This is a genomic window from Pseudogulbenkiania subflava DSM 22618 (assembly GCF_900177275.1).
Lineage (GTDB): Bacteria > Pseudomonadota > Gammaproteobacteria > Burkholderiales > Chromobacteriaceae > Pseudogulbenkiania > Pseudogulbenkiania subflava.
Genome location: NZ_FXAG01000010.1, coordinates 44,112 through 68,725, shown reverse-complemented (window position 1 = coordinate 68,725; position 24,614 = coordinate 44,112). Strand labels below are relative to the sequence as shown.

26 protein-coding genes are annotated in these 24,614 nt (G+C 64.4%); 3 read left to right on the top strand and 23 right to left on the bottom strand.

Translation table 11 applies throughout. From position 1 onward, the window contains the following. Positions 1-20: 20 nt before the first annotated feature. The 19 genes from fliR to uvrB form a co-directional block, all read right to left on the bottom strand. Positions 21-797: a flagellar biosynthetic protein FliR gene (fliR, locus tag B9N72_RS10800; protein ID WP_085276405.1), complete on the bottom strand. Its 777-nt coding sequence runs from the start codon at positions 795-797 to the stop codon at positions 21-23. After that, on the bottom strand, positions 797-1,066 hold the full coding sequence (gene fliQ / locus B9N72_RS10795; RefSeq protein WP_085276404.1) for a flagellar biosynthesis protein FliQ: 270 nt from the start codon (positions 1,064-1,066) through the stop codon (positions 797-799). The genes fliR and fliQ overlap by 1 nt, the downstream gene beginning before the upstream one ends. Further along, positions 1,063-1,548 carry a GNAT family N-acetyltransferase gene (locus B9N72_RS10790; protein WP_085276403.1) on the bottom strand — a complete coding sequence of 162 codons (486 nt, stop codon included), beginning with the start codon at positions 1,546-1,548 and terminating at the stop codon, positions 1,063-1,065. The genes fliQ and B9N72_RS10790 overlap by 4 nt, the downstream gene beginning before the upstream one ends. Next, positions 1,545-2,291, bottom strand: coding sequence for a flagellar type III secretion system pore protein FliP (gene fliP, locus B9N72_RS10785; RefSeq protein ID WP_085276402.1), 747 nt, complete (start codon positions 2,289-2,291; stop codon positions 1,545-1,547). Before fliP ends, B9N72_RS10790 begins: the two co-directional genes overlap by 4 nt. After that, complete coding sequence (fliO, locus tag B9N72_RS10780) at positions 2,288-2,710, bottom strand: flagellar biosynthetic protein FliO (protein WP_085276401.1); 423 nt, start codon at positions 2,708-2,710, stop codon at positions 2,288-2,290. The genes fliP and fliO overlap by 4 nt, the downstream gene beginning before the upstream one ends. A gap of 1 nt (position 2,711) precedes the next feature. Then, positions 2,712-3,143 (bottom strand): flagellar motor switch protein FliN, encoded by a 432-nt coding sequence (gene fliN / locus B9N72_RS10775; RefSeq protein WP_085276400.1) that lies wholly within the window; start codon positions 3,141-3,143, stop codon positions 2,712-2,714. Then, entirely contained in the window at positions 3,140-4,147 is a 1,008-nt protein-coding gene (fliM, locus tag B9N72_RS10770; protein ID WP_085276399.1) for a flagellar motor switch protein FliM, read from the bottom strand. Before fliM ends, fliN begins: the two co-directional genes overlap by 4 nt. Before the next feature lie 4 nt (positions 4,148-4,151). Further along, a complete protein-coding gene (locus B9N72_RS10765) occupies positions 4,152-4,664 on the bottom strand; it encodes a flagellar basal body-associated FliL family protein (protein ID WP_085276398.1) in 513 nt (170 codons plus the stop codon). 172 nt (positions 4,665-4,836) lie between these two features. Continuing rightward, positions 4,837-5,778 (bottom strand): flagellar hook-length control protein FliK, encoded by a 942-nt coding sequence (locus B9N72_RS10760; protein WP_234985950.1) that lies wholly within the window; start codon positions 5,776-5,778, stop codon positions 4,837-4,839. 109 nt (positions 5,779-5,887) lie between these two features. Beyond that, entirely contained in the window at positions 5,888-6,334 is a 447-nt protein-coding gene (gene fliJ / locus B9N72_RS10755; RefSeq protein WP_085276396.1) for a flagellar export protein FliJ, read from the bottom strand. Positions 6,335-6,346: 12 nt separating this feature from the next. Further along, complete coding sequence (gene fliI, locus B9N72_RS10750; RefSeq protein WP_085276395.1) at positions 6,347-7,741, bottom strand: flagellar protein export ATPase FliI; 1,395 nt, start codon at positions 7,739-7,741, stop codon at positions 6,347-6,349. Then, positions 7,722-8,510: a FliH/SctL family protein gene (locus tag B9N72_RS10745; RefSeq protein ID WP_085276394.1), complete on the bottom strand. Its 789-nt coding sequence runs from the start codon at positions 8,508-8,510 to the stop codon at positions 7,722-7,724. The genes fliI and B9N72_RS10745 overlap by 20 nt, the downstream gene beginning before the upstream one ends. Continuing rightward, entirely contained in the window at positions 8,491-9,489 is a 999-nt protein-coding gene (gene fliG, locus B9N72_RS10740) for a flagellar motor switch protein FliG (RefSeq protein WP_008955255.1), read from the bottom strand. The genes B9N72_RS10745 and fliG overlap by 20 nt, the downstream gene beginning before the upstream one ends. Beyond that, positions 9,482-11,215, bottom strand: a complete 1,734-nt coding sequence (gene fliF / locus B9N72_RS10735) for a flagellar basal-body MS-ring/collar protein FliF (protein ID WP_085276393.1) — start codon at positions 11,213-11,215, stop codon at positions 9,482-9,484. The genes fliG and fliF overlap by 8 nt, the downstream gene beginning before the upstream one ends. 53 nt (positions 11,216-11,268) lie before the next feature. Next, positions 11,269-11,586, bottom strand: coding sequence for a flagellar hook-basal body complex protein FliE (gene fliE / locus B9N72_RS10730; RefSeq protein ID WP_085276392.1), 318 nt, complete (start codon positions 11,584-11,586; stop codon positions 11,269-11,271). 2 nt (positions 11,587-11,588) lie between these two features. Beyond that, entirely contained in the window at positions 11,589-12,968 is a 1,380-nt protein-coding gene (locus B9N72_RS10725) for a sigma-54-dependent transcriptional regulator (protein WP_085276391.1), read from the bottom strand. Between the two features lie 11 nt (positions 12,969-12,979). Next, positions 12,980-13,678 carry a chemotaxis protein CheB gene (locus tag B9N72_RS10720; protein ID WP_085276390.1) on the bottom strand — a complete coding sequence of 233 codons (699 nt, stop codon included), beginning with the start codon at positions 13,676-13,678 and terminating at the stop codon, positions 12,980-12,982. 139 nt (positions 13,679-13,817) lie between these two features. Further along, complete coding sequence (locus B9N72_RS10715; RefSeq protein ID WP_085276389.1) at positions 13,818-14,297, bottom strand: low molecular weight protein-tyrosine-phosphatase; 480 nt, start codon at positions 14,295-14,297, stop codon at positions 13,818-13,820. Between the two features lie 19 nt (positions 14,298-14,316). Continuing rightward, on the bottom strand, positions 14,317-16,329 hold the full coding sequence (uvrB, locus tag B9N72_RS10710) for an excinuclease ABC subunit UvrB (RefSeq protein WP_085276388.1): 2,013 nt from the start codon (positions 16,327-16,329) through the stop codon (positions 14,317-14,319). A gap of 173 nt (positions 16,330-16,502) precedes the next feature. Here uvrB and B9N72_RS10705 point away from each other — a divergent pair, with 173 nt between their 5' ends. Further along, entirely contained in the window at positions 16,503-17,375 is an 873-nt protein-coding gene (locus B9N72_RS10705) for a serine hydrolase (protein WP_085276387.1), read from the top strand. Positions 17,376-17,424: 49 nt separating this feature from the next. On the opposite strand, the gene B9N72_RS10700 is transcribed toward B9N72_RS10705, so the two are convergent. After that, entirely contained in the window at positions 17,425-18,345 is a 921-nt protein-coding gene (locus tag B9N72_RS10700) for a LysR family transcriptional regulator (RefSeq protein WP_085276386.1), read from the bottom strand. Between the two features lie 105 nt (positions 18,346-18,450). On the opposite strand from B9N72_RS10700, the gene B9N72_RS10695 reads away from it, so the two are divergent. Both B9N72_RS10695 and B9N72_RS10690 read left to right on the top strand, forming a co-directional pair. Continuing rightward, entirely contained in the window at positions 18,451-19,464 is a 1,014-nt protein-coding gene (locus tag B9N72_RS10695; RefSeq protein WP_085276385.1) for a zinc-binding alcohol dehydrogenase family protein, read from the top strand. Positions 19,465-19,550: 86 nt separating this feature from the next. Continuing rightward, positions 19,551-20,189, top strand: coding sequence for a LysE family translocator (locus tag B9N72_RS10690; RefSeq protein WP_085276384.1), 639 nt, complete (start codon positions 19,551-19,553; stop codon positions 20,187-20,189). A gap of 352 nt (positions 20,190-20,541) precedes the next feature. Here B9N72_RS10690 and B9N72_RS10685 read toward each other — a convergent pair whose 3' ends face one another. The 3 genes from B9N72_RS10685 to B9N72_RS10675 form a co-directional block, all read right to left on the bottom strand. Then, the gene (locus tag B9N72_RS10685; RefSeq protein ID WP_085276383.1) at positions 20,542-21,588 is read right to left on the bottom strand and encodes an ABC transporter ATP-binding protein; all 1,047 of its coding nucleotides are present in this window, start codon (positions 21,586-21,588) and stop codon (positions 20,542-20,544) included. Positions 21,589-21,591: 3 nt separating this feature from the next. Then, on the bottom strand, positions 21,592-23,202 hold the full coding sequence (locus tag B9N72_RS10680; protein ID WP_085276382.1) for an ABC transporter permease: 1,611 nt from the start codon (positions 23,200-23,202) through the stop codon (positions 21,592-21,594). A gap of 292 nt (positions 23,203-23,494) precedes the next feature. Next, complete coding sequence (locus B9N72_RS10675; RefSeq protein WP_085276381.1) at positions 23,495-24,487, bottom strand: extracellular solute-binding protein; 993 nt, start codon at positions 24,485-24,487, stop codon at positions 23,495-23,497. Between the last annotated feature and the right edge of the window lie 127 nt (positions 24,488-24,614).

Sequence of the window (24,614 nt, the reverse complement as noted above, 5' to 3'; positions counted from 1 at the left end):
GGCGACATGTTACCAGAAAGCTACCCCGACTTCAGCATGCCCTGCATGAAGGCGAAGGCCTCGCGATAGATGGATTCGATCGCCGGCGCCATCAGCGGCACTGACAGGTAGAGCGCGGCAAAACCGACCAGCAGGGTAAGCGGGAAGCCGAAAGTGAAGATGTTGAACTGCGGCGAGGCGCGGGTCATCACGCCGATGGCAAGGTTGGTCACCAGCAAGGCTGCCACCACCGGCAACGCCAGCCACAACCCCCAGTTGAAGATATGCCCTCCCCACTCCGCCAACGCCTTGAGCCGGTCGGGCGGCAGCGTCATGCCGATAGGCAGGGTACGAAAGCTGTCGAGCAGGGTCTCGATCACCACCTGATGTCCGCCCATCAACAGAAACAACAGGAAGGTGAACAGCGTCAGGATACGTGCGATGGTCGGCACCTGCGCCGAGTTGATCGGGTCGTAGAACGAGGCGAAGCCCAGGCCCATCTGCGTTCCCATGACGAAGCCGGCCATCTCGACCGCGGTGATGACCACACGCATCACCAGCCCCAGCGCGAGCCCGATGAGCAGCTGCTGCACCAGCACCGCCACGCCCTCGGCCGATACCACCGGGATGGCCGGCTGCGGCGGCAGCAGCGGCACCAGCAGCAAGGTCAGCAACAGTGCGAAACCAGCCTTGAACCGGGCCGGGGCGGAACGCGACGAGAACAGCGGGTCGGCCAGCAGCACCCCCATGATGCGGGCGAAGGGCCAGACAAACAGGCTGACCAGCGCGTTGATCTGGAGGTCGCTGATCGGAAACATCAGCCGATCGCGTTGGGGATGCTCTGGAACAGCCGCACGGTGTAGTCGACCAGCGTATTGATCATCCACGGCCCCGCCAGCACCAGGGTGACGAACAGCGCCAGCAGCTTGGGAATGAAGGTCAGGGTCATTTCGTTGATCTGGGTGGCCGCCTGCAGCACGCTGATCAAAAGACCGACCAGCAGCGACACCAGCAACACCGGCGCCGCGACGATGATCAGAACGTACAAGGCGTTCTGCACGATGTTGATGACGAGTTCGGGACTCATGGCAAGGCCTTCTTCATGATCCAGTTGTCGAGCGCGACACCATCGCGCCAGGCGATGTGGTCGGATTCGACGACGAAACCGGCGCGCTCAAACACCGGCCGCGCCGTGTGGCTGGCGTAGACAGAGAGCTCTGACAGGCCAGCCTGTTGCGCGACACGCTCCAGCTCGGCGATGAGGCGGCTGGCGACACCCTGCCCCGCCGCATGGGGCGCGACGTACAGCATGTCGACCTCGCCATCGTCACTCAGCCAGGCAAAACCGGCCAGAACTCCGTCGACCTCCACCGCCTTGAAGCCCGTGGCACACGCGAGGCGCCGGGCCCAGGCGGCGCGCCAAGTGTCGGGCATCGGCCCCGGCGGTGCCCACGCGGTGCACTGAGCCTCGCTGTAATGACGCCGCGCCAGCACGTGCACGGCGTCGACGAACAGCGCGTGGCAGGCGGGGAGGTCGGCTTCGGCCAACGTGGCGAGGGTGATGCTCATCCGGCGTAGAAACTCCGTACCAGCGACCCCATCAGCAAGGTCCAGCCGTCGACCAGCACGAACAGCATCAGCTTGAACGGCAGCGAGATGATGACCGGCGACACCATCATCATCCCCATCGCCATCAAGATGCTGGCCACCACCAGGTCGATGATCAGGAACGGGATGAACACCATGAAGCCGATCTGGAACGCGGTTTTCAGCTCGCTGATCACGAAGGCTGGAATCAACGTCTTCATCGACACCTCGGCCGGGCTGGGCGGCGCCGGCGACTGCGACACCTCGATGAAGAACGCCAGGTCCTTCTCGCGCGTCTGCTTCAGCATGAACTCGCGCATCGGCTTGCCGCCCTCCTCCATCATCTGGGTAAAGCCGATCTTGTCTTCGGAGAACGGTACCCAGGCCTTGCTGTACACCTGGTCGAAGGTCGGCCCCATCACGAACAGCGTCAGAAACAGCGCCAGCCCGACCAGCACCTGGTTGGGCGGCGCCTGCATCGTGCCCATGGCCTGGCGCAGCAACGACAACACGATGATGATGCGGGTGAACGAGGTCATCATCAGCAGCAGGGCCGGGATGAACGACAAGGCGGTCATGAACAGCAGCATCTGCAGGCTGAGCGAGTAGCTCTGCCCACCACCACCGGCAGGCGTGCTGTTCATCAACGGCAGGCCAGCGGCGTCGGCCACAAACGGAAACAGGCCAGCGATCAGCAGGCCCAAGCAAACCAGAACACGTTTCATGAAGCGGAAGGACCGGAAGGGGGACGGGAAGCGTTCAACGCCTTCTTCAACCAGCGGGCGAATGGCTCGCCGGGCGTGGCAGCGACGTCGTCGGCGTCGTCGGGACGCGGCAATCGCGTCAGCAGATTGACCGCCTGGGACGTCACCCCCAGCACCAGCCACTCACCCTCCAGCTCGACGATGACCACCCGCTCGCGCTGCCCCACCATCAGGCCGCTGACCACGCGCAACCGGTGCGAACCCGGCAGCATGCCGCCGCTCAAGCGGCGGAACAGCCAAGCCACGCCAACGATGGCAAGCAGCACGATGGCCAAGCCGATGACGACCTGCAGCAGGCTCATCAAGGGACCGGGAGGCGTCGGCGACGACGCGGCCGCGGCAGCCGGCAGCGCCAGCAACAACAATAGCAAGCCGCGCATCTTATTTCTGCAGTCGCCGGATACGCTCGGCCGGGGTAATGATGTCGGTGAGGCGGATGCCGAACTTGTCGTTCACCACCACCACCTCACCCTGGGCGATCAGGCAGCCGTTCACCAGCACGTCCATCGGCTCGCCGGCCAAGCCGTCCAGCTCGACCACCGAGCCCTGCGCCAGCTGCAGCAGGTTGCGGATGGCGATACGGGTGCGGCCCAGCTCCACGGTGAGCTGCACCGGGATGTCCAGGATCATGTCCAGATTCTGCGGCACGCTGGCACTGGCTGCCGCCGCGCCGAACTCCTGGAACAGCGCGTGGGCCGGCTGCACCGTCGCCTCTGCCTCGGCTTCAGCCGACTCCTGTTCGGCCATGGCGGCCGCCCAGTCGTCCATCGATACTTCTTCTTCGCCCATATTCGATTGTTGCTCGTCACTCATTGTTGCTCTCCTCCGAGCTTGGGCTCGGCCACTTCGTGCACCCCGGCCAGAATGGTTTCTACCTTCAGGGCATAGTGCCCCTGCACCGTGCCGTAGGTGCATTCGACCACCGGTATCCCCGATACGTCGGCGACGATCTTCTCCGGCACCTCCAGCGTCACGACGTCGCCCTTCTTGAGGTTGAGAACTTGCCCCAGGGTGACGCTGGTTCCGGCCAGCGTGGCGACGAGGTCGACTTCGGCCGCTTGCACCTGGCGCGACATCAGGCTGACCCAGCGATTGTCGACCTCGGTACGATCGGCCTGCATGGTGCTCGACAACACGTCGCGAATCGGCTCGACCATGGAATACGGCAGGCAGACGTGGAACTCGCCGCCGCCCGCACCCATCTCGATGTGGAAGGTCATCGCCACCACCACCTCGGTCGGCGTCGCGATATTGGCGAACTGCGTGTTCATCTCCGAGCGCAGATAGACGAACTCGATCGGATAGACCGGCTCCCAGGCCTTCTGGTACTCGGTGAACACCACCTCCAGCAGACGCCGGATGATGCGCTGCTCGGTGGGGGTGAAGTCTCGCCCCTCGACGCGGACGTGATAGCGACCGTCGCTACCGAACAGGTTGTCGACCACCAGGAACACCAGGTCGGGGTCGAAGATCAGGAGACCGGTGCCGCGCATCGGCTTGACGTGGACCAGGTTGAGGTTGGTCGGCACGACCAGGTTGCGGATGAACTCGCTGTATTTTTGCACTCGTACCGGCCCGACGGAAATTTCCGCGTTGCGCCGGATGAAGTTGAACAGGCCGATGCGCAGGTTGCGGGCAAAACGCTCGTTGATGATCTCGAGCGTCGGCATGCGCCCACGCACGATCCGCTCCTGACGACCGATGTCGTAGGAGCGGATGCCCTGGGAGTCCTGGCCGCTATCATCCTCGGCCTCTTCTCCCGTGACCCCTCGCAGAAGGGCATCTACCTCGTCCTGGGAGAGGATATCGTCGGCCATGGCGTTACTGCGACTGGATGATGAAAGCGGTAAACAGGATGTTTTCCACCGGCTGCTCCTCGCCCGCATCCATCGATTCGTTGATGATCTTCTTGACCTGAGCCTTCAGCTTCACCTTGCCTTCCGGTGTGGAGAGCTCATCCGATGACTTGGACGACAGCAGCAGAATCAGTGCACTGCGGACCTTGGGCATGTACTCGGTGAATTTCTTCTTGGCTTCTTCGCTGGCGAGCTCCGCCTGCATGTCCACCTGCAGCATGTTCCCGCCATTGCCGGCCAGGTTGACGACGAAGGTGTCCAGTTTTTCGAAGATGGGCGGACCCTCTTTCTTCTTCTTTGGTTTCTCGGCCGCCTGTTCGGCATGGGCGTCGCCAGCCGGTGCATGCAGGCTGGTGAACATGTAGGCGGCCAGCCCCCCGACGGCGACAAGAACCAGCAACAGCAAAGCGATGACGACGATCATCAGCTTGTTGCCGCCACCACCCGATTTTTTTTCGGCTTTCTTTTCTTCCGCCATAAACCTCAATCCGTATCTTGCAGTCTTCAAATAGTAAGCGATCTCTTTATGCTATTTTCCAGAAATCGCAGCAGACTGGATAGAGGCGAATGACAAATTCGACGTGTTATTCGTCATTTTATGGGCGGCACGGCTCCATGCCATCCGCCCATGATGGGTTGCCCATCCGGATTCAGGCAAAAATGCTCAAGACGTTCCTTGCCTTATTGATCATCGACAAGGTGTCATTACCCTCAGCAGGGGCATCTTCCTGCCGGCGCGCGGCCTTGGCCTGACGCTGGAACTGGCGCGGGTCGCCAGATTGGCCACTGGAAACCTGGGCGTCGGCCAGCTGCAAGCCGCTCGACGCCAGCATCGAGGCGAGCTTGGGCAGACTGTTTTCCACGGCTTCGCGCGCTTGTGGAGTGGCCGCACTGAATGCGACCTGAACCTGGTCGTGGTTGAGTTTCAGCGTGACATCGATCGGTCCAAGCTCGGGAGGATTGATCTGGATCTGGGCCTTGTCGGCTTTCACACTGACCAGAGAGAGCATCTGCTCGCTCATGGACTTGGCCCAGTTGCTGTCGCTGATCGGCAGCGGCAAAGCCAGCACCTTAGCCTGGCCGGCTTCGGCCGCCGCATGCGCCGCGCCAGTGGCCGAAGCGTGAACCGGCAAGAATTGTCCTTGCACCGCGCCATCCACCGGCAAATTTTGCACCCCCGGCAGCGCATGCCGGTCACCCTTCAGCGCGGTCAGCAACTCCTGCTGCGCCTCAGCCGCCTGCGACGCGTCACCCTTCCCTAGCTGCAGGCCTGGCTTCAGCTCCGGGGCAATGGTCCACGGCACCGTTGGCAAGGCCATGATCGGTCCAGCGAGCACTTGCTCATCCGACAAAGGGGCTTTCTTGGCCGATTTCTTGACGTTGCCAGCCCCTTCCCCGTCTGTCTCGGTACCAGAGGAAGCCGGCGACAGCGCGGCGAGCTGGCTCAGCTGCTGGCCGAACAGACCGGCGAACGGGGAACCTTCCGCAACAACGCCGGCGGCCGAGGTGCCGCTCTGAACGGCCACGGCCTTGGCGCTCGCGGCCGGGGAAAGGATGGAAATAGTCATGGCCATGGGCTTCCAGCTAAACAATGGCCATAAAAAAGCAAGTTCCGGGCCAGCCCGTCGGACAAGGACATCGCCGGCACCTCACGCCACGGAGCCGCACACGGCACCGCACCTTGGTCAGCACAGCGGCAGCCTAGTCCTCGTGCTGCCTGTCCCAGAAACGCCGGGTGGCGAACTCGTCGCTCAGTTTCTGCTGGCGCTTGGCTTCGAGCACCTCCTGCCTCGCCCGCTCGCGCTCGATCAGCGTTTCGAACGCCTTCAACTGCTTGCGCTCGTTGTTCCAGGCCTGCCGCGCCAGCAAGAAGGTCTGCTTGCAACGGTCGACCTCGGTCTGCTGCGTGGCCATGGCCTCGTCCAGCCGCGCGATGAAGCGGTGGAAATCCTGCCACTGCGCCACCGCCATGCCCTGCCCCCCGCCTTGCAGCAGCCGTTGACGATATTCGTTACGAAAGGCACCGAGTTGATCCAGTCGCGACAGCGCTTCCGCCAAGCGGGCCTGGGCCTGCCGCATACGCTCGGCGGAGGCTTCCTGCTTTTCTTCGGCCAACCTGACCAGTAACGCGTACTTGCTGGGCTTCATCGGCTGCGCTCACTACGCCAGGGTGGTGGCCAACTGCTCGAGACAGGAGTCATAACCGTGGGATTCGTGCATCGGCTGGGTCAGAAAGCCGACCATCGGCAGCTGGCGCCGGATCGCCTCGTCCAGCATCGGGTCGGAGCCGGCAACGTAAGCGCCGACGCTGATCAAGTCGCGGTTACGCTGGTAGCGGGAGTAGAGTTGCTTGAAACGCCGCGCCAGGTCCATCTGTCGCGGTTCTACCACGTCGACCATGACCCGGCTGATCGACTGTTCGATGTCGATGGCAGGGTAATGACCGGCTTCGGCCAACTCGCGCGACAGCACGAAGTGACCATCCAGGATGGCGCGGGCGGCATCGGCGATCGGGTCCTGCTGGTCGTCACCCTCCGACAACACGGTGTAGAAGGCGGTAATGGCCCCGCCGCCCTCGGCGGCGTTGCCGGCGCGTTCGATCAGCTGCGGCAGGCGCGCGAACACCGACGGCGGATAACCCTTGGTCACCGGCGGCTCGCCGATGGCGAGCGCGATCTCGCGCTGCGCCATGGCGTAGCGCGTCACCGAGTCCATCAGCAACAGCACGTCCAGTCCCTGCTCGCGAAAATATTCGGCCAGCGCCGTGGCGTAGGCCGCGCCGTGCAGGCGCATCAGCGGCGGGGTATCGGCCGGCGCGGCGACGATCACCGAGCGGGCGCGCCCTTCCTCGCCAAGAATGTTCTCGATGAAGTCCTTGACCTCGCGCCCCCGCTCGCCGATCAAGCCCACCACCACGATGTCGGCCTTGGTGAAGCGCGCCATCATGCCCAGCAGCACGCTCTTGCCGACGCCGGAACCGGCGAACAGACCCAGGCGCTGGCCACGCCCCACGGTCAGCAGGCCGTTGATGGCGCGTACCCCGACGTCCAGAACATCACGTACCGGCGAGCGCTCCAGCGGGTTGAGCGGCAGACTGTACAAGGGGAAATAGGCTTCCGGCTGCAGCGGTCCCTTCTCGTCGAGCGGCCTTCCGAGGGAGTCCAGCACCCGCCCCAGCAGATTGAAACCGACGGGAACCTGCCTCCCGGCCGCCCCGTTGAGAGTGAGCGTCGCCGTCTCCTGGCCGAAGGCCGGGGCATGCTGCATCGCCAGCGGCCGCACCTCGGAGCCGGGCAACAAACCCTGGACGTTGGTCAGCGGCATCAGAAACACCTTGTCGCCGGCAAACCCGACCACCTCCGCTTCGACACGGCCACCATCCGGCAACGCCACCGAACAGGCACTCCCCACTGGCAGCTTGAGGCCGACAGCCTCCATCACCATGCCGGTAACCCGCACCAGCTTGCCGCACGTCGACCACAGCGGGGTACGATCGGCAATAGCACGGCAATCGGCAAGGAAGCGCCGCTGGCGCTCAAGCAGCGGGTGAGTCATTGGCGGACAGCTCCAATCCCAGGGCGGACTTCAGCGCATCGAGGCGGGCAGCCAGGGTCAGGTCCAGCCGCAACTGGGCCGTGTCGATGATGCAGCCACCGCGCGCGATGGACGGATCGGCCAGCCACTGCCAGACGGTTTCCGGGGTCTCCTGCTGCAAGAAGGTGCGCGCCACCTCCAGATCGGCGGGGTTGACGCGCAAGCGCGCCTGCCCCAGCGAAGCCGGCAGGTCCGACATGGCCTGGCGCAGCAGCGACTCGATGGCACAAGGATCGCAAGCCAGGTGCGCCGCCACCAGCCGCTCGGCCAGGCCAACCGAGAACGACAGGATATCGTGCGCAAGTTCGGCCTCTACCCGGTTCAACCCTTCGGCAAACTGGTCGGCCAGCGACTGCAAGGGCTCCCAGTGCTGGGAAAACGTGGCCGACACCTCCGCCAGCGCTTCGGTCTGACCCTGCAGGCGCCCTTCGGCGAGCCCCGCCTCGTGCCCGGTCTGCCAGGCTTCCTGATGGATGGCCTCCAGTTCGGCGGCAGTGGGGTAGGAGCTGGGGGGAGCCTCGTCCGCCGGCTCCCCCTCCTCGGATACCGCTAAGGGAGGATCCTCGTCCGGCTCTGGGCTCTCGCCCTCCACCGCGACGGCAGGTTCATCCGCAGCCGGAGCCGGGGAAGACGGCGCTGCGGCGGTGTCCTGGAAGCTGGCCGGCGACCAGGTGCGCCACTCCGTGACCTGCTCCCCCGGAATGATGGTGTTACTCGACGAGGCCTTCATCACCACCCTTGCTGCCTAACACGATCTGGCCGTCGTCGGCCAGCTTGCGCACCACCTTGAGGATCTCTTTCTGCTCGGCTTCCACTTCGGACAGCTTGACCGGACCCTTGGCTTCGAGATCGTCACGCAACATCTCCGCCGCACGCTGCGACATATTGCGGAAGATCTTGTCCTTGAGTTCCTGACTGGTACCCTTGAGCGCCACCACCAGCGAGTCGGTCTGCACCTCGCGCAGAATAGTCTGGATCGAACGGTCGTCGATATCGAGGATGTTCTCGAACACGAACATCTTGTCCTGGATACGCTGAGCCAGTTCGGGATCGTGCTCACGGATGTAGCCCAGCGCCGAGGCCTCGACGTTGCCGCCCATAAAGTTGAGGATTTCCGCCGTGAGTGCGATGCCGCCAGCAGCGCTCTTCTTGATGCGGTCGGAACCGGACAAGAGCTGCGTCAGCACGTCGTTCAGCTCGCGCAGCGCCTGCGGCTGCACGCCTTCCAGCGTCGCGGTGCGGATCAGCACCTCGTTGCGCAGTCGCTCGGGAAAGTAACCCAGGATGGCACTGGAGAGATCCGGGTCGAGATGAACCAGAATGGTGGCGACGATCTGCGGGTGCTCGTTGCGGATGAGGTCGGCCGCCGACGACGGGTCCATCCACTTCAGGCTCTCGATGCCGCTCTGGTCGTTGCCCTGCATGATCTTGTCGAGCAGGTTGGACGCCTTGTCCGCCCCCAATGCCTCGACCAGCACATTGCGCAGATATTCGTCGGACGCGCCGAGACTCGCCCGCGCCTGGCACTCCTCGCGGAATTTGCCGACGACGTCGTCGATGTCCTCGTGGCTGAGATTGTTGATCGAGGCCATAGCCAGCGAAATCTTCTGGACCTCCTTGGGGCCGAGGTACTTGAACACCTCGACGGCCTCGGCCTGCCCCAGGCTGAACAGCAGCACCGCACTGCGGTGGACTCCGTTGTCACTCATCGGAACTGATCCATTCCTTGATGATCTGGGCCGCCATGCGCGGATCGGCCTTCACCAACTCGCGAGCGGCTTCCAGGTTGCTCATGTACTGGCGGCGCTGCAGTTCGCGCGGATCGAGGTTGGCCTCTTCGACCGCCGCGGCTCCGGCCTCGCCCTCTTCTCCGGCCACGGCCAGCAAGCGACCGGGCGCCCCGCCCGCTTCTTCGCCGGCGGCGCCTGGTTGTTGCCCCTTGTCGCTCTTAGCCGGCTTGAGCACATCGCGCACGATCGGCCGCACCACGCCAAACAACAGGTACAGCACGGCGATCGCCAGCAGCACATACTTGACCAGGTCGGTAGCGTTGCTGCTGACGTAGTCGACAACCTTCTCCTGCAGCGTGGCGGGCGGGGCGTTGCCGGCGAAGGCGGCGTTGACCACGTTGAGGGTGTCGCCACGCTCCGTGTTATAGCCCATGGTCTCACGCACCAGATTATTGATCTGCTGAATCTCCTGAGCAGTAAGCGGGGTCGGTTTCACCTCGCCGTTGCGATCCGGCATGAGACGGTAATTGACCACCACCGCCGCCGACAAGCGCTTGAGCACGCCCTTGGGCAGCTTGGTGTGCTGGATGGTCTTGTCGACTTCGTAGTTGGTGATGAGCTGGCGCTCCAGCGCGCCATTCTGCCCCAGCGGCTGGCCGGACAGGGTAGCCGTCCCCGGCGCGGCGCCGGGCGGCAGGGTGATCGGCGCCGAGGCGGCCGACGGCGGCTGGTTGGACAAGGCACCGGGCACGCCGCCCGGCAGACTGGAACCACTCCCCAGCTTCTCGACGATCTGCTGGCTGCGCGTCGCCGAGGGATTGGGGGTGGAGTTGGGACGGAAGGTTTCCGAGGTTTGTTCCACCTCAGAGAAATCGACGTTGGCGGTGACCTGCGCCCGCACGTTGCCCTTGCCGAAGATCGGCTCCAGGATCCCCTCGATGCGCTTGACGAAATCGCTCTCGATCTGGTGCACGTAGCCGAGCTGGCGCTGATCGAGACCGGCGGCATTATTGACGTCGGACTGGCTGGAAAGCAGGTTGCCATCCTGGTCGACCACGGTCACGTTGCGCGCCGACAGATTGGGCACGGAGCTGGAAACCAGGTGCAGGATGCCGGATATCTGACCGCCATCGAGCACGCGCCCCGGATACAGGTTGAGCATCACCGAGGCCGTCGGCTGCTGCTGGTCGCGCACGAACACGCTCTGTTTGGGAATGGCGATGTGCACGCGCGCCGACTCGACGGCGCCAATGGCCTCGATGGTGCGCGCCAGTTCACCCTCGATGGCGCGCTGGTAGTTAACCTGCTCGGCAAACTGGCTGATGCCGAACTTCTGGTTGTCCATCAGCTCGAAACCGACGCCACCGGCCTTGGGCAGCCCCTGCGCCGCCAGCTTCAAACGGACATCGTAGACTTTGTCGGAAGGAACCGAAATCACGCCGCCGGCACCGATCTGGTAGGGCACGTTCATCTGCTGCAGAGCAGCCGTGATCTGACCGCCATCGCGGTCGGCCAGATTGGCGAACAGGACTTTGTAGTCGGGCGTACGGTTGAGGATGAGCAGGCCGACAATGACCGAGAACACGGCGGCCAGCGCCGCGAACAGGAGGATTTTCTTGTTGTTGGGCAGCGCCTTGAAGCGGTCGCTCGCTTCATTGACGCGCGTGCGCCAGGGGGGTGTAGCGTTGTCTGCCAGATCAGCCATACAGTGGTTTTATGCTTTCAATTCAACCCGCTGCCGGCATGACACGGGCAGCGCTAGATTTGAGTATTCATGATTTCCTGATAGGCGGATACCAGCTTGTTGCGTGCCTGGACCATGGTCTGGAACGACAGACTGGCTTTCTGCAAAGACACCATCACGTCCTGCAGGTTAACCCCTTCCTCCCCCAGCTCAAACTGCTTCTGCATTTCCTGCGAAGTCTGCTGAGCGGAATTCACCTGCTCGATAGTGGACTTGAGAACATCCGCAAAGTCAACTTGCGGCGTCTCCTGCGGCTGCGACGTCTTTCCCGCCGCCAAGGCGGCGGACGCTCGCAACTCTCCTAATAGCTGGTCAATACCTTGTGTCGCCATGCTTACTCCCTGCTGCCTGGCACCCCGATTCGCCCTTCGTCCGCGTCCGCCATCGAGTCATCCTCCCGATAACGCTGCAACTTGTAACGCAGGGTGCGTTCGCTGATGCCCAGTTTTTCCGCCGCGAGCTTCTTCACTCCACCTACGGCAGCCAGTGTTTCCAGAATGTGCCGGCGCTCCAGCGTCTTCATGTCTGACTCCGCTGACGGGGCGACGGCAACCGGGGAAGAGGCAACCGGTTCCACAAGGCAGGAATAGTCCGGCAGCATCAGATCGGCGGCAAGAATTTCCGCTCCGGCGGCAAGAATCACCGCCCGCTGCATGACATTTTCCAGTTCGCGGATGTTACCTTCCCAACTATAGGCCGTCAATTGACGCTCCGCCTCGGGCGATAGCCTGAGGGGCCCCCGTCCTGCGGCCTCCGCATACCTTTTAAGCACAAGCCGTGCCAGCGGCAGGATATCGTCGCGGCGCGCCGCCAGGGGCGGGATGGCGAGCGGGAAGACGTTGAGGCGGAAATACAGATCCTCGCGGAAGCGCCCCGCCTCCACTTCGCGCAGGATGTCGCGGTTGGTGGTGGCGAGCACCCGCACATCGAGCCGGATGGTGCGGGTACTGCCGACCCGCTCCACTTCGCGTTCCTGCAGCACTCGCAGCAGCTTGGCCTGCAGCGCGAGCGGCATCTCGGTGATCTCGTCGAGCAGCAGCGTGCCGCCCTGGGCCTGCTCGAACTTGCCGGGCAGCGCTTGGGCCGCACCGGTGAAGGCGCCCTTCTCGTGCCCGAACAGGGTCGACTCCAGCAGGTTTTCCGGTATCGCCGCACAGTTGACCGCCACAAACGGGCCAGCCGCACGTCGCGAATGGCGATGGATGTACCGCGCCAGCACCTCCTTGCCGGCGCCGCTGGGGCCGGAAATCAGCACGGTGGCGTCGCTTTGCGCGACCCGCCCGGCCAGCGAGAACAGCTGGCGCATCGCGGCCGATTCGGCCACCACGCCGCCGTCGTCGCCCCCCGGCATGCGCAGCAGGTGCTTTTCGACTTCACGGATCAGACTGGTCGGCTCGAAGGGCTTGAGCAGGTAATGGGTAGCGCCGGCGCGCAGCAGCTCGATGGCACGCTCGATCACGCCGTAAGCGGTCATCAGGATGAAGGGCACGCCGGGATGGCGCTTCTTCACCTCGTCGAACAGCGCGTAGCCGTCCATCGGCTGCATCTGTGCGTCGGACACGATCAGCCCGACCGGCTCCTTCGCCAGTACCGCAAGCGCCTCGTGACCGTCGCCGGCCTCGAGCGTGGGATAACCGGAGAGGCTCAGGGTGTCGACGATGGCTTCGCGCAGATCGGCGTCATCCTCGACCACCAGAATGGGTAAAAACGTCATGATTGTCCTGATTATGACTGTGGCGGTCGCTGCTGTACCAGTGCCTGCAAGCGTGCGGCGATGGCGGTCAGCGGCAGCACCTCGTGCGTTCCGCCCTGCGCGATGGCTTCCTTGGGCATGCCGAACACCACGCAGCTGGCCTCGTCCTGAGCGATGTTGTAGGCGCCAGCCTGCTTCAGTTCGAGCATGCCGTTGGCGCCGTCACGCCCCATGCCGGTGAGGATGATGCCGATGCAGTTCTTGCCGGCGACGTTGGCCGCAGAGCGGAACAGCACGTCGACCGAAGGGCGGTGACGGTTGACCGGCGGGCCGGCGTTGAGACTGGCGACCAAACCCAGGGCCGGTACGGCCTGCAACAGCAGGTGGGAGTGGCCCGGGGCGATGTAGACGGTATTGGCCTGCAGCCGCTCGTTGTCCTCGGCCTCCTTCACCGTCAGCTTGCACAGCGAGTCGAGCCGGGCGGCGAACGACTTGGTGAACATCTCCGGCATGTGCTGGGCGATCAGGATAGGCGGCATGCCCTCGGGCAGCACGGTCAGCAAAGCCCGCAGGGCTTCCGTGCCGCCAGTCGAGGAGCCGATGACGATGACGCTCTGCCGCAGCAAGGGCGCACGCCCGGGCTGCCGCGCCAGGATGATGTCGGCCGAGTGACTGGGTGCGACGTCAATGGTTGTTGGTTTGGCGTTGACCACTTTCGGCGGAATCCCCATGAATTTCCTTTTATGACCGGAGCTCGCACCAGGTGGGCGGGGTTGGCCGAAGCAATGCCCGGGACGGTCTCCCGTGGCGTTTTTCTTGTTCATTGATGATAGCAGCATCAGGCCGCAGATGGCGGCAGACCATCCGGCTTCAGGGCGGGGTTTCTGCTTGCTGCAGTCGTGCGAGCCAGGCGTCGCAGGCGGCCTCGAGCAGGTCGAGCACGCGGTCGAAACCGCTGACGCCGCCGTAATAGGGGTCGGGCACCTCCTGGTTGGGGCCGAGCGGCGCCAGCATCAAGGCCAGCTTGTGCTGCATGCCCGGCGGGCACAGCTGGCGCAGGGCGGCAAGGTTGCGCTGATCGGCCGCCAACACCAGATCGAAGCGTTCGAAGTCGGCCCGGATCACCTGGCGCGCGCGCTGGGCCGACAGGTCGTAGCCGCGCCGCCGCGCCGCCTGCTGGCTGCGCTGGTCCGGCGCCTCGCCGACGTGGTAACCGTGGGTACCGGCCGAATCGACCTCAATCGACGACGCGAGCCCCAGGCGCTCCAATTTGGCGCGCATGACACCTTCGGCGGTGGGCGAGCGGCAGATGTTGCCGTGACAGACAAACAGGATGGAACGGGATGTCATGCAATCTTTCTCGTGAACGTTACAGCTCGTTGATCCAGGCCTTTTCCTTCAGCGCCTTGAGCTGGTCGCGCAGCCCGGCGGCTTTCTCGAATTCCAGGTTGCGCGCGGCCTCCAGCATGTCTTTTTCGAGGCGCTTGATTTCCTTGGCCAGCGCTTTCTCGTCCATCATCGCCACGCGCGCGTCGTCGACCAGTTTCTTCTTCTCGGCCTCGGCGCTGTACACCCCGTCGATGATGTCCTTGATCTTCTTCTCCACCCCTTTGGGCACGATGCCGTGCTCGGTGTTGAAGGCGATCTGCTTGGTGCGGCGGCGGTCGGTCTCGTCGATGGCGCGCCGCATCGAGTTGGTGATGCGGTCGGCGTAGAGCAGCGCCTTGCCGTGCAGGTTGCGTGCGGCGCGGCCGATGGTCTGGATCAGCGAGCGCTCGGAGCGCAGGAAGCCTTCCTTGTCGGCGTCGAGGATGGCCACCAGGCTGACCTCGGGGATGTCGAGGCCTTCGCGCAGCAGGTTGATGCCAATCAGCACGTCGAACATGCCGAGCCGCAGGTCGCGGATGATCTCGACACGCTCGACGGTGTCGATGTCGGAGTGCAAGTAGCGCACCTTGATGCCGTGCTCGGTGTAGTAGTCGGCCAGTTGCTCGGCCATGCGCTTGGTCAGCGTGGTGACCAGCACGCGCTCGTTGCGCCCCACCCGGAGGGTGATCTCGGACAGCAGGTCGTCGACCTGGCTCGCCACCGGGCGGATTTCGATCTCGGGATCGATCAGGCCGGTGGGGCGCACCACCTGCTCCACCACCTGGCCAGCATGGCCGGCTTCATAGTCGGCCGGCGTGGCCGAGATGAACACGGTCTGCGGCATCATGCGCTCGAACTCGTTGAACTTGAGCGGGCGGTTGTCGGCCGCCGACGGCAGGCGGAAGCCATAGTCGACCAGGTTCAGCTTGCGCGCGGCGTCGCCCTTGTACATGCCGCCGATCTGCGGAATGGTGACGTGGCTCTCGTCGATGAACATCAGGGCGTTCTTGGGCAGGTAGTCGATCAGGGTCGGCGGCGGCTCGCCCGGCCCCCGGCCGGAGAAATGCCGCGAGTAGTTCTCGATGCCTTTGCAGAAGCCCATCTCGTACAGCATCTCGAGGTCAAAGCGGGTGCGCTGCTCGATGCGCTGCGCTTCGACCAGCTTGCCTTCGCGCTGGTAAAAATCGACGCGCTCGCGCAGTTCCAGCTTGATCTTCTCGCAGGCGCGCAGCACGGTGTCGCGCGGCGTGACGTAGTGGCTGGACGGAAACACCGTGAAGCGCCCGACCCGCTGCCGGGTGACCCCGGTGAGCGGGTCGAACAGCGTCAGCGTTTCCAGCTCGTCGTCGAACAGGCTGACGCGCAGCGCGAGTTCGGCCGATTCCGCCGGGAAGATGTCGATCACGTCGCCGCGCACGCGGAAGGTGCCGCGCGTGAAGTCGAGGTCGTTGCGCTCGTACTGCATCGCCACCAGGCGCCCGATGATCTCGCGCTGCGCGATGGTTTCGCCCTCCTTGAGATGCAGGATCATCTGGTGGTAGTCGGACGGGTCGCCGATACCGTAGATCGCCGACACGGTGGCGACGATCACGCAGTCGGGGCGTTCCAGCAGGCTCTTGGTGGCGGACAGGCGCATCTGCTCGATGTGCTCGTTGATGCTGGAGTCTTTCTCGATGAACAGGTCGCGACTGGGAACGTAGGCTTCCGGCTGGTAGTAATCGTAGTAGGAGACGAAGTACTCGACCGCGTTCTCGGGAAAGAACTCGCGCATCTCGGAGTAGAGCTGGGCCGCCAGCGTCTTGTTGTGCGCCATGATGATCGCGGGCCGCCCGGTGCGGGCGATGACGTTGGCCATGGTGAAGGTCTTGCCGGAGCCGGTCACCCCGAGCAGGGTCTGGTAGGACAGGCCGTCGGACAGCCCTTCCACCAGCTGCGCGATGGCGGCCGGCTGGTCGCCGGCGGGCGGAAACGGCTGATGGAGCTTGAACGGACTATCGGGGTAGGTGACGATCATGCTGCTCTCGGTTTGGGCGCTTGAGACCTTCATTTTACAAGAGTGTGGCAAGAAACTCCCGAGCCACGGATGAGTCAGTATTTTTTGGCAATTTACCGCCACACGGCCGCGGTGGATTGTTTAAAATAAAAGTGTTCGTTCCACCCCCTTATGACGTACGGGAGCAGTTGATAATGTTAAGGAATTTTGCGGGTTGGCTGGTGGCCGCCGCTCTCGCCATGCCATTTGCCGCCCACGCCGACAGCGCCGGGATTCGAGGCATTCAGGTCGCCGCCAACATGACTGGCGCGCCGCACCTGAATTCGCACACGGTACTGGTGCTCAACGGTGCCAATGGCGAAGCCTTGTACCAGAAAAATACCGATCTGCCGCTGCCGTTCGCGTCGATCACCAAGCTGATGACGGCGATGGTCACGCTGGACGCCGGTCTGTCGATGGATGAGCCGATCACCATCACCGAGAGCGAGATCGACCGGCTGAAGAACACCTCGTCGCGATTGTCCGTGGGCACCACACTGCCGCGCCGCGAGATGCTGCTGCTGGCGCTGATGTCGTCGGAGAATCGTGCCGCTGCCGCGCTGGCGCGCACCTACCCCGGCGGCACCCAGGCATTCGTCGCACAGATGAACCGCAAGGCGCGCGCACTCGGCATGAACAACACGGTGTTCTACGACCCGACCGGGCTTGAGGTGCGCAACACGGCAACCGCCATGGACCTTGCTCGCATGGTCCGGGCCGCCAACGGCTACCCGCTGATACGCACCTTCACCACCACGCAGGAGCATGAGGTGGTGTCGGGTTCGCGCCGCATGCTGCATTACAAGAACAGCAACGCGCTGGTGCGCGAGGGCGACTGGGACATTTCGCTGCAGAAGACCGGCTACATTCAGGAAGCCGGGCGCTGCATGGTGCTGCAGACCACGGTCGGTTCGCAGCCGCTGATCATTGTGCTACTGGCCGCCGGCGCGCCGTCGGCACGGGTCAACGACGCGCGCGCGATCCGCAACTGGCTGGAACGCCATCCGGGCACGTGGCTCGCCGGCTGACCCCCGGCGCCAGGAAACAGGCAAGGAACGCGGCCCATGGCCGCGTTTTTCATTGGACGTCCAGTTGCTGGTCCCAGTACGGGGGATCGCCGAAGGTCTGCTGCAGGAAGTCGATCAGGACGCGCACCTTGGGCGACAGATGACGCCGGCTCGGGTAGATGGCCAATACCTCCTGTGTCGGCAGCGCATAGCCGGGCAGGACCCGGCGCACCCGCCCGGCGCGGAGGGCGTCGCTGACCGCCCAGATGGAACGGATCGCGATGCCGCCGCCGGCGAGACAGGCCTCGCCCACGGCGTCGCCCAGATTGCTCACCAGGTTGCCACGCACCTCGACCTCGGAGGGCCCCTGCGGCCCGTCGAGCGACCAGACCTGGCTGCGCGTGCCCACCTCATCCAGCAACAGGCAATTGTGCCGGGCCAGCTCGGCCGGGTGCTGCGGCTCGCCCTGCCGGTCCAGGTAGCCGGGGGCGGCGCACAGGATGCGCCGGTTGACACACAACTGGCGCGCCACCAGCCCCGGCTTGTCGGGCCGGCCGATACGGATCGCCAGATCGAGAGCGCCGTCGACCAGGTCGAGCACGGCATCGGTCAGCAGCAGGTGCACCTCGAGCTGCGGATAACGATCGAGGAAGGCCGGCAGATGCGGCGCCAGGTGCTGGCGCCCGAACGAGGCCGAGGCGGTGACCTTGAGCACGCCGGACGGCTGGTGCTGACGCGCCATCAGCAGGGCCTCGGTTTCGGCCAGCTCGTCCAGGACAGCGCGGCCGCGCTGGTAATACAGCTCGCCTTCCGGAGTCAGCGCCTGGCGCCGGGTGGTGCGCTGCAACAGCCGCACCCCGAGGCGCGCCTCGAGGTTGATCAGGCGCCGGCTGATGACGGCGCTGGACAGATGGAGGCGTTCACCCGCCTTGACCAAGCTGCCTTGCTCGACCACAGCGCAGAAGATGTGCAGATCGCTGAGCGGCTCCATTCTCTTTATTTTTTTGATAAACAATCAAAATATACTCTATTTATCAAAAAATCTGCCTGTTTCACACTGGTTGCACATCGTCATTTCTCCAGAAAGGCCTGCGCCATGAAAGCCGTCGCCCTCACCCGTTACCTGCCGATCGACCATCCTGAAGCCTTGCTCGACGTCGAGCTGCCACGCCCGCTGCCGCAGGGGCACGACCTGCTGGTGCGCGTCGAGGCCGTGTCGGTCAACCCGGTCGACACCAAGGTGCGCTCACCGAAGGACAAGGTGGAGCCCAGACCGCGCGTGCTGGGCTGGGACGCTGCCGGCGTGGTCGAGGCCGTCGGCCCGGACGTGACCCTGTTTCAGCCCGGCGATGCGGTCTACTACGCCGGCGACATCACACGACAGGGCAGCAACAGCGAATACCAGCTGGTCGACGAACGCATCGTCGGCCACAAGCCGGCCTCGCTCGACTTCGCCGCCGCCGCGGCCCTGCCGCTGACCGCTATCACCGCCTACGAGGGCCTGTTCGCACGGCTCGGTCTCGATCCGGACGGTGCCGATGCGGGCAAGAGCCTGCTGGTGATCGGCGGCGCCGGCGGCGTCGGCTCGCTGGTGATCCAGTTTGCCAAGCTTGCCGGGCTGACGGTGATCGCCACGGCTGGTCGGCCCCACAGCGCCGACTGGTGCCGCCAGCTCGGCGCCGACCTGGTGCTCGACCGCCACCAACCGCTGGCAGCGGCGATGACGCTGCACGGGCATCCGCATGTCGACTACATCTTCAACGCCGCCGATACCGACGGCTACTGGGAAACGATGGGCGAGCTGATCCGCCCGCAGGGGCGCATCGTCACCATCGTCGAGAACCGCGGCCCTCTGGTACAGGATCAGCTCAAGCTCAAGAGCGCAACACACGTATGGGAGTTCATGTTCACCCGTCCGATGTACCGCACACCCGACCAGATCGAACAACACCGCCTGCTGGAGACGGTAGCGGGCTGGGTCGACAGCGGCCGGATCAGGGGCACGCTGAGCGAGACGTGGTCGCCGATCAACGCCGAGAACCTGCGCCAGGCGCACCGCCTGCTGGAGTCGGGCAGCATGGTCGGCAAGCTGGTGCTGCAGGGCTGGTAGAATGTTGGCATGGAGCCTGGCGCGAGGTCCGGCCTTCCGCCGTCCCGCGCCGCATCGACCAATGACCACGACAGGAGACCGTGACGATGACCCTTACAACCTGGCTGCTCTACAGCACCGTCGCGCTGGCGACCGCCCTCAGCCCGGGGCCGGCGGTACTGCTGGCGATTTCCAACTCGCTGACCCTGGGCGCACGGCGCGCGCTGATCTGCTCCAGTGGCAACGTGCTCGGCGTGTTCGTCGTCTCGGGCACGGCGATGGCGGGACTGGGGCTGCTGCTGAAAAGCTCGGCAACGTTGTTTCTGCTGCTCAAGGTATGCGGGGCGCTCTATCTGATCTATCTGGGGCTGCGCCAGTGGAAGAGCCGAGCCAATCTGTTCGCCCAGACCACTCCGGTGGCAGCACCGGCCATGCAGTCGCCGCGTCAGCTGTTCCTGCGCGGGACCCTGGTGTCGATCACCAACCCCAAGAGCATCCTGTTCTTCACCGCGCTGTTCCCGCAGTTCATGCGCCCGGACCAAGCGGTAGCCGAGCAGTTTCTGGTGCTGACCGCGACCTTTGCCGCCTGCACCGTGTTGTCGCACCTGAGCTATGTGCTGCTAGCACGCTCGCTGAAGGGCTGGTTCACCACCGATGGGCGCGCCCGGCTGTTCAACCGGGTGTGCGGTGGAGCCTTCATGCTGCTGGGGGTCGGCGTGTTCCGGCTGAAGAACCACGCCAGCTGACTGGCCCGGCGAAAAGGACAAGGTTGGCCGAACGCGGGTGATGGCGTTCGGCCAACCTTGTTATCCGCGCGCGCCCAGGCCGAGGCGCCTAAGAACCTGTTCACGATCTGTCGCGAGCAGCCCTCAGCGGGGTGAAGAGCAGCGCAGGAACCGGAATGGTCTGGAGTACATGAGGATTTCCGATCGCTGAGCGAATCCCTGCGTGCCAATCTATCGCTGGGCAGATCTAAAGATTTGCACGCGGAGATTGGCTCAGCGATAGATTCGCACGCAGTGCACATGAGCCCCGATCAGGGACGCGCAACAAGATCGTGAACAGGTTCTAAGACGCGGCATGCGCCTGTTTGTCACCTCAGCTGTGGCGGAAGGCGATCAGGTGATCGAGCTCCAGACGGATGCCGATCGGTTCACCCACGGCGTGGTTGTGATGGCTCGGTACCTGCGCCAGCACGCGCTGGCCGGACGGCAGCGTCAGGGTGTAGTGGAACTCGGCGCCGCGGAACACCTTGGATTCGACGATGGCGGTCATCGGGCTGGCATCATCGTGCTGCACGTCGTCGGGGCGCAGCAGCACGTCCACCCGGTCGTTCACTGCGAAATCCCGCGGCAGCATCCCGCAAAATTCGCCGATCTCCAGGCTGATGCATTGCGGCCCGCTGACGCGGCCAGGCAGGAACACGCCCTGGCCGATGAAATCGGCCACGTAGCGCGTGGCCGGCTGGTGGTAGAGCCGGTACGGCGTGTCCCACTGCAGCAGCCGCCCGCCCTGCATCACCCCCACCCGGTCGGCCATGGCGAACGCTTCGTTCTGGTCGTGCGTCACCAGGATGGCGGTGGTGCCTTCGTGCTTGAGGATGTCGCGCACCTCGCGCGACAGGCGCTCGCGCAGATCGACGTCGAGGTTGGAAAACGGCTCGTCCATCAGCAACAGGCGCGGCCGCGGTGCCAGCGCACGTGCCAGTGCCACGCGCTGCTGCTGGCCGCCCGAGAGCTCGTGCGGGTAGGACGAGGCCAGGCCGGCAAGGCCCACCACCTCGAGCATCTCCTGCACCCGCGCCGCACTGTCGTTGCGTCCGAGCGCGCGCAGACCGAAGGCGACGTTGCCGGCCACGGTCAGGTGCGGGAACAAGGCGTAATCCTGGAACACCATGCCGATGTGACGTTCGTGCGCCGGGCACAGGTAATCCCGGCGGCTGATGGCCTTGCCGTCGAGGCGGATCTCGCCGCCATTCACCGGCTCGAAACCGGCGATGCAGCGCAGCACCGTGGTCTTGCCGCAGCCCGAGCTGCCCACCAGGCAGGCGATCTCGCCCTTGTTCAGCGTGAAGCTCATCGCCTCGACCACCGTGGTGGTGCCGTAGGCTTGGCTGACGGAATCCAATTCAAGCAATGCAGTCATGATTCAGGCGTGATCTTTCTGGCGGGACAGCAAGATGACCGGCACCAGGCCGGCCAGCACGATGGCGACGGCCGGCAGCGCGGCATGCTCCCACTGACCTTCGGTGGTAAAGGAGAACACCCGGACGGCCAGGGTGTCCCAATCGAACGGGCGGGTCATCAGCGTGATCGGCATTTCCTTCATCACGTCGACGAACACCATCAGCACGGCGGTAAACAGGCTGCCCTTCAACAGCGGCAGGTGCACGTGGCGCAGCAGCCCCCAGCCGGCGTAGCCGAGGTTGCGCGCCGCTTCTTCCTGGCTGCGGGTGATGCGCCCCATTGCGCTATCGATGGCGGAATGGCCCACCGCCAGGAAGCGCGCCACGTAGGCCAGCAGCATCACCAGCAGCGTGCCCTTGAAGATGGCGGTGACGTCGGGACCGAGCGCGCCGCCGAACCAGCCCAAGAGCAGGTTGTCGAGCCAGGCCACCGGCACGAACACCCCCACCGCCAGCACCGTGCCGGGCACGGCGTAGCCCAGCGTGGCCAGTTTGGCCAGCAGCCGCGTGGCAGGGTGCGGGTCGCGCCGCTGGGCGTAGGCCAGCGCCAGCGCCACCACGGCCACCGCCACGGCCGCCATCAGCGACAGCGCCACCGAACGCAGTGCGTAGCCCAGCAAGTCGGCGTTGAACTCCTCCGCCGCCAGCTGCCACGCCCACCACAACAGTTGGCCGAACGGCAGCACGAAGGCCAAGAGCAGCACCAGCCCCGCCCACAGCGTCGCAGCCCAGCGCTGCCAGCCGGTCAGCCGCAAACGCGGCAACGGTGCGGCGCGGCCGGTCTGGGTATAGGCGCGCCGGCCGCGCGCACGCTGTTCCAGCCACACCAGCACGAACACCATCAGCACCAGCAGCGACGCCAGCTGCTTGGCCGCCGGCAGCGAGAACAGGCTGAACCAGGCCTTGTAGATGGCCGAGGTGAAGGTGTCGTAATTGAAGATGGCGACGGTGCCGAAATCGGCTAGGGTTTCCATCAGCGCCAGCGTCACGCCGCCGATGATCCACGGCCGCGCCATCGGCAGCGCCACGTGCCAGAAACCCTTAACACGTGACAGGCCGAACGATTGCCCCACCTCCAGCGCCCGCCGCCCCATGCTGGCGAAGGCGTTGCGCGCGAGCAGGTAGACGTAGGGGTAGAACGCCAGGGTCATGACCAGTGCCACGCCGCCGGTGGAACGCAGCGACGGCACCCAGCTGGAGTCGCCGGTGGCGGCGCGCAGCCAGCTTTGCAGCGGGCCGGTGAAGTCGAACAGGCCAAGCTGGGAGAAGGCCATGACGTAGGCCGGCATGGCGAGCGGCAGCATCAGCGCCCAGTTGAAGAAACGCCGGCCGGGAAACTCGTAGAGCGCGGTGAGCCAGGCCAGCGGCATGCCGACCAGCAGCACCCCGCTGCCGACGCCCAGTACCAGCCAGAAGGTGTTGCGCAACAGTTCCGGCAACAGGTGGTTCTGCAGGTGAGCCCAGACCGCCCCGTCCGGGACCGCCAGCGCCGCTAGGATAACCGAGAGCGGAATGACGGTGACGAGGCTGACCAGGGCCGCCACGGGGCGCCAGCGGCGCGCGGAAGACAGCATGGATTCGCTTGTGAAATGATAAGGATTTGCAATTGTCCCGCAAAAGCCCTGCGCAGGACACCCAGCACGGCACGCCTCGCCGGAAAGGCAAAAACCGGCGGAGAAATTCCCACCGGCTTTTTTCCAACCCGATTACGGACAGCGCTCGGAGACTATCCTAGTAGGCGTGCGAGCCAAAGCAGGTTGAGTGTCGCCAGCGCACAGGAACCGGAATGTACATGGAGTACATGAGGATTCCGCGCACTGCCGACACTCAAGATGTGAAGGCGCAGCAGCCTAATGGGATAGGCTCTTATTTGTAGCCGACCCGGTCCATCAGCATCACCGCCTCGGCCTGGCGCGCCCCGGCGTTGGAGACGTTGATCAGGTTGTGCTTGAAACTGCCCCAGGCGGCCACCTTCGGGTCCGGCTTCACTTTCGGGTTGACCGGAAACTCCATGTCGACGTCGGCGAACAAGTTCTGCGCCTTGTCGGACGACAGCCACTCGATGAACCTGACCGCGCCGCGTTCGTTCTTGGCGTACTTCGCCACCCCGGCGCCGGAGATATTGACGTGGGTGCCCTTGCCCTTCTGGTTGGCCCAGAAGATGCCGACCGGCAGATTGGGATTCTTGTTCATCAGGCGGCCGTAGTAATAGGTGTTGGCGAGACCGACCTCGCACTGTCCCGCGGCGATCGCCTCCAGCATCTTGGTATCGTCCGCGAACACGTCGGTGGCCAGATTGTCGACCCAGCCGCGCACGATCTTCTCGGTCTTGACCGGACCATGCTCGCTCAGCAGCATCGCCACCAGCGACTGGTTGTAGACCTTCTTCGAGGTGCGCAGGCACAGCTTGCCCTTCCACTTCGGATCGGCCAGGTCCTCGTAGCTGGAGAGCTGGGCCGGCTGCACTTTCTGGGTGTTGTAGAACAGGGTGCGGGCACGAATCGACAGGCCGAACCATTCGTTCTTCGGGTCGCGCAGGTGGGCCGGAATGTTGGCCTCCAGCACCTTGGAACTGACCGGCTTGAGCAGGCCCATCTTCGACGCTTGCCACAGGTTGCCGGCGTCCACCGTCAGCAGGATGTCCGCCGGGCTATTGCTGCCTTCGGCACGCATGCGCTCCATCAGCGGACCTTCCTTGTCGGACACCAGCTTCACGTCGACACCGGTTTCCTTCTTGTAGGCCTCGACCAGCGGCTTCACCAGTTGCTCGGCGCGCGCGCTGTAGACCACGATTTCTTCCGCCATCGCCGAACCGGCAAACGCCGCCAGCACCGCGGCAAACATCAGCTGCTTTTTCAAGATCAGACTCCTGCGCTGTCAATACAAGTGAGAATTGCTATCAGTCATGGCACTATATATGCATCGAGAATGATTATCAACCAAGCAGAAACGAACCCGATACAACGCACACCTCCCCGCCCCGGCT